The sequence below is a fragment of the bacterium genome (assembly GCA_040756715.1).
Lineage (GTDB): Bacteria > UBA9089 > UBA9088 > UBA9088 > UBA9088 > JBFLYE01.
The window spans coordinates 1-7,334 of record JBFLYE010000073.1 but is presented as its reverse complement, the minus strand read 5'-3'; the positions used below and the strand labels follow the sequence as shown (position 1 = coordinate 7,334).

At 37.8% G+C, this 7,334-nt stretch carries 8 protein-coding genes; all 8 read right to left on the bottom strand.

Annotated elements, in window-relative coordinates:
* Positions 1–23: 23 nt before the first annotated feature.
* On the bottom strand, positions 24–464 hold the full coding sequence (mreD, locus tag AB1397_03040) for a rod shape-determining protein MreD (GenBank protein MEW6481969.1): 441 nt from the start codon (positions 462–464) through the stop codon (positions 24–26).
* 85 nt (positions 465–549) lie between these two features.
* Positions 550–1,602: a hypothetical protein gene (locus AB1397_03035; protein ID MEW6481968.1), complete on the bottom strand. Its 1,053-nt coding sequence runs from the start codon at positions 1,600–1,602 to the stop codon at positions 550–552.
* Complete coding sequence (locus tag AB1397_03030) at positions 1,599–2,480, bottom strand: glycosidase (GenBank protein ID MEW6481967.1); 882 nt, start codon at positions 2,478–2,480, stop codon at positions 1,599–1,601. Before AB1397_03030 ends, AB1397_03035 begins: the two co-directional genes overlap by 4 nt.
* 9 nt (positions 2,481–2,489) lie before the next feature.
* Positions 2,490–3,374, bottom strand: a complete 885-nt coding sequence (locus AB1397_03025) for a family 43 glycosylhydrolase (GenBank protein ID MEW6481966.1) — start codon at positions 3,372–3,374, stop codon at positions 2,490–2,492.
* On the bottom strand, positions 3,371–4,411 hold the full coding sequence (locus AB1397_03020) for a hypothetical protein (protein ID MEW6481965.1): 1,041 nt from the start codon (positions 4,409–4,411) through the stop codon (positions 3,371–3,373). Before AB1397_03020 ends, AB1397_03025 begins: the two co-directional genes overlap by 4 nt.
* 3 nt (positions 4,412–4,414) lie before the next feature.
* Positions 4,415–5,476, bottom strand: a complete 1,062-nt coding sequence (locus AB1397_03015; GenBank protein MEW6481964.1) for a hypothetical protein — start codon at positions 5,474–5,476, stop codon at positions 4,415–4,417.
* A gap of 6 nt (positions 5,477–5,482) precedes the next feature.
* Positions 5,483–5,890, bottom strand: a complete 408-nt coding sequence (locus AB1397_03010; protein MEW6481963.1) for a dual specificity protein phosphatase — start codon at positions 5,888–5,890, stop codon at positions 5,483–5,485.
* A gap of 1 nt (position 5,891) precedes the next feature.
* Entirely contained in the window at positions 5,892–7,109 is a 1,218-nt protein-coding gene (locus AB1397_03005; GenBank protein ID MEW6481962.1) for a hypothetical protein, read from the bottom strand.
* Positions 7,110–7,334: the final 225 nt, after the last annotated feature.

Genomic DNA, 7,334 nt, shown 5'->3' with positions numbered 1-7,334 from the left:
AATGAGGGAGGAAATTTTCCTTTTCATAGCCTCTTTCTTATAAAAATAAAGATTAAAGAAGCAAAAATAGAATTATACAAACCCTCCTTTAAAAGATGAAAAAAATTAAGCAAAAAGCCTTCAAAAAGAAAAAGGAGAAATAAAGAAATAATGCCAGAAAGTATAGTTGCTAAAAAGACAAGGAAAAAGATAATATAAACCCTATGGTATATCCTCTTTGAAGAAATGCTTACCAATATTGCTATTATAGAAAAAGACAAAGCGTTTATTCCAAAATGTCTTATTGCAAGCAAGTCTAAAAGTATGCCGCAGAAAAATCCAAAAAAACCTGCGCTATAGGGAATACATTTTAATGAGGCAAATATTGTTGTGATAAGAAGAAGGTTGCAAGATGTATTAAAGAGAATGAGTATTCCTGAGGTCTGAATAAGGAATGCAAGGATAATAATTATTGCCAAAAACATCAATTTATTTTAATTTTTTATTTAAAAAATGGCAAGGATTGGTGTATTTGTTCTGTAGTATGTGTTAGCTATTAGCTTTTGGCTTTTAGCGATTAGAGCTTAACAATGACTTAAAAAGCTTGATAAACTTTTTGGCTATCTCAATTGATGAATTCTTTCTCACATATCCTTGAGATGTCTTTAAAACTAATTCAACATTTTCTCTCTCTTCAAATACATCTTCAAGGCCATCAGAAAGACTTGAATATTTCAAAACCTCCTTATCAAAGGTTTCAAAGAAATTTGTATTATAAGCAAGAATTGGCCTTCCTGCACCCAAACAAAGAAATGCGGTGGAGGGAACAACTACTGCCTCTGCTGAGTCTTTATGAATTAGGAGACAATCACAGGCATGCAGATATTTATAAAGCAAATCCACAGGTAGTTTTCCTCTTCTTAATTCAATGAATTTATATCTATTTTTTACTGCCTCAAATAGATCATACCACTCTTTAATATGGGTTAGGGTAAGGAGGATAAGGGGATATACTTTATTTACTCTTTCAATTGTTGGTAAAAGATGGAGGTGGCGATATACTCCCATACCATAATTAAAGATTATCTTCTTATCAAGTGGCAAATTTAGTTTAAGCCTTGCCTCTTTTTTATCCCCTAACATCAAAGGATAGCAGGGATAAGGGATTATATGTATTCTATCTTTGGGATATATCTTAGAAAGAAATCTCTTGTATCTTTTGTCAAAACAGACAATAGCATCCCAGGCAAATTTATAAAATGTTTGATCCTTAGGAGGTTTACCTTCATGTATTACAAGAACTGTCTTAGCTCTCTTTCTTATCATTGGGTATATTTCAAGTAAGTCTTCCATTGGCAGTATCTCAAGGTTTTGCACTACAAAGATATCGCAGGCCTCTTTAAGAAAAGGCTTGGAATCAAAGAAGAATCCCCCTTTTTTCTTTGGGAGTCTGAAACATCGTAAAACATAGGGTTCATCCTTATGATATAGATAATCCTCATCCTCAACCGGGGCTAAAACAGAAAGATTATGGCCAAGCTCTACTAATGCCCTACCTAAAAGTTCGGCATGGAGAGAGACCCCACAGGGGATATTCCAGCGGCTCATCATGGTTATCTTCATCTTATAACCTGAAAAAGTTCATCCTTATCCAAGGTAGCAACGCCAATAACCTTATCTGCTGCTCCATAGTAGATATAGTATCTACCCTCAAATTCACATACCCCACAGGCAAAGACAACCTGATTTCTTTCACCCCTTAGTTCATAGTCCTCTTCTGGTTCAAGGATGGGGTCTTTGCTTCTAAAGAGAAGCAAAGAGGGATCAATTAGATCAAAGAGTGCTACCCCCAGGCTATAGCTTCCCTCTCTATCCACACCATGATAGATAAGCATCCATCCTTTCTCTGTCTTAATTGGCGGAGCCCCTGCACCAATGGCCACACTATCCCAATCTCCTTCTTGTGGAGACATAACCTTTTTGTGATCACTCCAGTTAAGGAGATCATCTGAATAGGCGATCCAGATGGAAAGTGGCTTTATATCCATTCTTCGGTGAAATAATGCATATCTACCTTTGATTTTCTCAGGAAAAAGCACCGCATCCTTATTGGGAAGCTCAGGAAGTATCACCCCATATCTTCTCCACTCAATAAAGTTTGAGGTTGAGGAAAGTCCTATTCTTGTTCCTTCATGGGAATAGGCGGTATAGGTCATGTAGAACTTATTATCAAGATTTACAACTCTTGGGTCTTCACACCCTTTTGATTCTAACCTTCCACGCGGAGTAAAGACAGGCTTATCAAATCTAAGGAAGTTATAGCCATCTTTACTTACTCCATATCCCATCCTGGATATACCATCCCCTCCCACTGCCCGATAGAGAAGGTGAAAAAGCCCATTTGCATACAAAGCTGCGGGATTAAAGACAAACCTTGACTCCCATTCATTCTCCCTCTTTGGCAAAAGGATGGGATTACCCAGATATCGCCTTGCCTTCATCTTATCTTTTTAAGGGTATGTAGCAAGAGAGCTAAATTTATCTCCTGCTCCATAATATAGAAACCATCTATCATTAAAGCTTATCAGCCCTTCGCTAACCACATGGTAGTCTTTATTAAGTCCTTCTATAGCATTTGGCACCAATATTGGCTTATCCATCCTCTCCAATATCTTGGCTGGGTCTTCTTTTGAGAAGATTACCCCTCCTGGTCTATAAATACAGTCCTTTCCCCAGCCATTGTAGATTAGAAGTATTCCCTCCTCAATAACCACCGGATTAGGACCAGGCTCAACCCCTTGGGAATCAAAATAGCCATCGCGAGGAGAAAGAATGGGTTCATCTATTGGTTCATACCAAAAAAAGAGGTCTTCGGAATAGGCTATTCCAATCGCAGTTACCCAAGGGCTTTCCTCTCCCATAAAGTACATGACATATTTACCATTTATCTTCTCATTCAGAATAGCCCCTGCCTTTAACTGTCCACTATCCCACTTTCCTGTCTGTAAGATAGGTCCATGTTTCTCCCAATTTATTAAATCCTTTGAGGTGGCAAGGCAGATATTTGAAACATTATACCTTTTACTATTACCCACATAGGTAAGGTAATAGGTATCATTAAACTTTACCACCCTTGGGTCCTCACAGCCACCTATATCAAACTCAGCAGAGGGTGAAAGGCAAGGTTTGGGAAAAAGCTTGAATGAGGTTGGGCTATTTCCTTTTGCTAGGTATATTTTTCCGGTCAATCCATCATTGCCCTCCCCTCGTAATAACATATAGAAGATACCATTATCCCTGATCACGGTTGGGTTATATATCCTCTTTAACCCAGCTTGGGGTGAAAGGATGGGATTATTGGGATAATCCACAAATGGTCCAACGGGAAATCTCATCTCCTTCTTAATATCTCCGTAAAGAATCCTATAAATCTATCGGCGATTATCTTGGGTGAATTCATGAGGGCAAAACCATCCTGTCGGTCGATTGCCTCATCAAAAGCCCTCTTATCCTCAAGCAGAGTGCATAATCTCTCTTTTAAATCCTCAATATCTCTATACCTCACCACCACATCCTCTAAGGGATAGAAGAAGTCTGAGCCTTCGGGAACAAAGATTGGACAGCCACAGCCCAAGGCCTGAAAGGCAGTAGATGAGACAAGGGCATGATAGCGGCTCTTAAATTTATGGAGGATTAATGCATCTGAGGCAAATAGGTATTCATCAAACCTCTCTTGGGAAAGTGGTTCTTCTTGCCGGACAATCATCCAGGAAGGAGGAGATTTTCCTTCCAGCATCTCATACCCTTTAGAGACTACATGCAAAAGAAGCGTCTCATTCTCTAACTTTTCTGGTAAATCCCTTAGGTATGAATGATACCCTCTTTGAGCAAAGCAATAGATGAGCTTTTTATTCATTGGAAGGTCTAATCTCTTTCTTGCTTCAAGTTTATCTTTTCTTCTTATCTCAAAACAGGGGAAAGGAATATAAACAGCATCAGGATAGATCTTTTTTAAGAAATCCTGCCTTTTGTCAAAATAGATAATCAAATCCCAGTCAAACTGATAGAACCACGGCTCCTTAGGCAATTCATTCTCATGGACAATATGGACTGTTCTTGCTCTTTTCTTAATTAAGGGGAATATCTTTGCCAGATTCTTAACTGGCAGCATCCTTAAGTCCTGGACAATAAATATATCAAAATGGATGGAAAGGATTGGTCTTGGATCTAAAAAGTTTGTTTTTTGCGTCCCAAAGCACCTAACCACATAGTCCTCATCAGAAGCGGTAATTCCATCTCCATGGAAGTCATCCTCTATAAAACTAAAGACGGTTAACTTATGCCCCATCTTTCTTAATTCCTTACCTATTGGCTCTGCATGGAGAGCTACTCCAGAATCAGTATTCCAGGCACTCATCATCGCAATTCTCATCTTTTAAACCTCTTCTAATAGATGCTGAAATAGCTTAATATATTGGAGAGCTATAGGTTTGGCCGAATTTTTTCTCAAAAAATCCTCTAAACTACTCTTCCAGTTTTGATATATTCTTCCTTTATTTAGGATCTCTATCAGCTTGAGTTCAAACTCCAAAAGATTAGTATAAGTAATGACTGCACCATCCATATTATAGAAATAGTTTGACTCTAAAGCTAAAATAGGACAGAAAGAACCTATGCATTGATAAGCAGTAGATGATACTATAGCACCATTGGGAGCTTTGCGATGATAAAGCAGTAGATCTGAGGCATGAAGATAACTATAGAGTTTGTCTATATCTGGCGTCTCTTCTCTTATTAAGATCTTTAAGAAATTTGGCTTAAACTCTCTTATTTTATCTAAATCCCTCTTTGAAACCACTAAAAGAAGAATGGGTAAGGTTTTGCTCATATTGTCTAAGATGGGTAAAAGTTCACCCGCTTCTTTAATCCCGCGTTGGCCAAAGAGAAAGAGAATATATTTATTCTCGGGAAGGGCTAAATTTCCCCTTTCCTTAAGCTTATCTTTACATCTTTTCGGATGGCAAGGATAGGGTATAAGGTGAAGTTTTTCTTTGGGAAAGAGCTCTTTTAAAAATTGGTAATACCGATCATCAAAATAGATAACTTTATCCCAGGGAAGCTCCCAGAATAAAGGATTTTCTGGAGTTCTATTATGATGAATCACGGTCACAGTTTTAGCTTTTCTTTTAATCTTTGGAAATATCTTGGCTAATTCTTCCAAGGGAAGCATTCCCAAATCTTGGGTGATAAATATATCATAGTTCTCTTTTAGAATAGGATGAGCATCTAAGAAAGGATTTTTTGCACTGGATGTAGTAAAGCAGCGACTCACATACTCTTCATCTTTTCCCACAATAGCTGTGCCATGAAAATTAGACTTAAAAAAAGAGAAGACAGAGAGTTTATGTCCCATCTTTACAAATTCTCTTCCGATTAACTCGGCATGGATAGATACGCCTGAGTCTTCATTCCAGGCAGACATCATTCCTATCTTCATTGGTTACTACCTTAAATAAGGCCTTCTTTTTAGAGCTCGTTTTATACTTTCTGCCAATAAAGGCAAAGGAACTATATCTGGTTTCTTGAAACTGACAAATTTAACCGCCTCTTCATAGTTAAAACCTATGCTACACAGATAACCTATCACCACTGAGGCAGACCTTCCTGCCCCGAATGTGCAAAAAACCAAAATATTATCCATAATTATATGCTTCTTTATCCACTGAATCGCCTCTCTCATCTTTTCTCCAGGAATAGGCCATCCATCGACAAGAGGGATTCTGTGATACTTCTTCTTGGTTTTGTATGATTTAAGATCATCGGCTACATTGAGGAGTGCACTTATTGAGCTTGGGCAATCTTCTGCATCTCTAAGATTACCCACGGCTAAGTTTTTTAAGATAAAGACCATCTTAAATTCGATCAAGAATGGGCAGCTCTCTTTCAGCTCTAACTGCTTCTTCTAACAAGAGATGTTTCTTCGCTTGAACTTTATAAGAGAACTTTTGTGCATAGTCCAAACTTGACCTGAGCATCTTTTGTTTCAATTTATGGTTTAGAGTAAGTAATGCTATTTTTTCTGCCAGCCCTTCCAGGGTGTCAGAAGAAGGAAGACCAGAAAGTCTTAAAGTCTCTCCTATACCTTCGATATCTCGGCCAACTACAAAGGCTCCTGCCCCTTGAGCATGGGCCATCCTTCCTGACTGGCTAGCGTTATGACACCAGAATACAGCAAAGTCTAATGCCTGTAAGACAAAAGGAAGGATGCTTTCTGGAATATAATCCTCAAAGAATAGATTTCTTTTTCCATCGTGGATAGATTTTAGTCTTTCTAAGATGGGTAGGCTCTCTTCTATCTTTTTATCCTTTCTTTTTTGAATCTCTCCCATATAGATAACCACTACCTTATAATTTGGAAGTCTCTTTTGAAGAATCTCACCCAGAGAGTAAAGTTTGAGTGGATCCTTATCCTTGGTGATAAATCCAAAGCTACCCAACAAAATTATCTTCTTTGAAAAGAAAAGACTTTCCCAAGATTTAATTTGTGCTTGAGAGATACTTGCTATATTCATTAGATATCTCAAAAGTTTCTTCCTCGCCTCTTCTTTATTAACTTCAGGATAAAGAAAAACCCCATGCCTTAACACTACTACTTTATCTTTATATTCAGGAAATGTCTCAATCACTGCCTCATAAGCTCCATTAGTAAAGACGGTTGCTACATCGATTGAGGGTAAAAGTTCTTCAAGAAGCCTTTTTTCTTTTTGCTGTAATCCTTGAGGTGTCTCATCGGATTGAAAATGGATGGTATGAAGAGTGGCAATTACCTTCTTTTTCTTCTCCTTTGCCTCTTTAACTAACTTAATAAAGCTTGGGGATTCCCTTCCCCACATCCCAAAGGCATGTTCGAACCAGAGAACTTCTTCATCTAAGCTAGGAGGAAGTTTAGGATTGGATAAAGAAATAGTATAGGTTGCCCGTTTATCCAATTTAAAGCTAGTTTTTGAAAATCCATCTAAGGCTAGAGAAGTTACGCGCCAGCAATTCTTGGGCATTTTAGAGACAAGATATTTAGTGTAACTTCCTATTCCGCACATTATGGGTGGAAAAGTAGAGACAAAATTAATCATCCTTATCTTAACACCTACTTTCGTAAACCCTTGTAAATCAAGGATATAATGTATTTTACCATTAAGGCTAAAGAATGTCAAGCATAAAATGCAATTCTTTCCAGATGGGTATAGACATACTTACCACCTTAAGGAAAGAAAAAATACAAAACAAAGAGATTATCGAAAGGGCTTTGATATTAGGAATATCAAGACAGACAGTAAGAAGGGGAAGAGATGGTCCTT

Excerpts from the sequence above, each read along its gene's own strand:
- mreD (MEW6481969.1), bottom strand. The coding sequence starts at position 464 with ATGTTTTTGGCAATAATTATTATCCTTGCATTCCTTATTCAGACCTCA.
- AB1397_03035 (MEW6481968.1), bottom strand. The coding sequence starts at position 1,602 with ATGAAGATAACCATGATGAGCCGCTGGAATATCCCCTGTGGGGTCTCT.
- AB1397_03030 (MEW6481967.1), bottom strand. The coding sequence starts at position 2,480 with ATGAAGGCAAGGCGATATCTGGGTAATCCCATCCTTTTGCCAAAGAGG.
- AB1397_03025 (MEW6481966.1), bottom strand. The coding sequence starts at position 3,374 with ATGAGATTTCCCGTTGGACCATTTGTGGATTATCCCAATAATCCCATC.
- AB1397_03020 (MEW6481965.1), bottom strand. The coding sequence starts at position 4,411 with ATGAGAATTGCGATGATGAGTGCCTGGAATACTGATTCTGGAGTAGCT.
- AB1397_03015 (MEW6481964.1), bottom strand. The coding sequence starts at position 5,476 with ATGAAGATAGGAATGATGTCTGCCTGGAATGAAGACTCAGGCGTATCT.
- AB1397_03010 (MEW6481963.1), bottom strand. The coding sequence starts at position 5,890 with ATGGTCTTTATCTTAAAAAACTTAGCCGTGGGTAATCTTAGAGATGCA.
- AB1397_03005 (MEW6481962.1), bottom strand. The coding sequence starts at position 7,109 with ATGATTAATTTTGTCTCTACTTTTCCACCCATAATGTGCGGAATAGGA.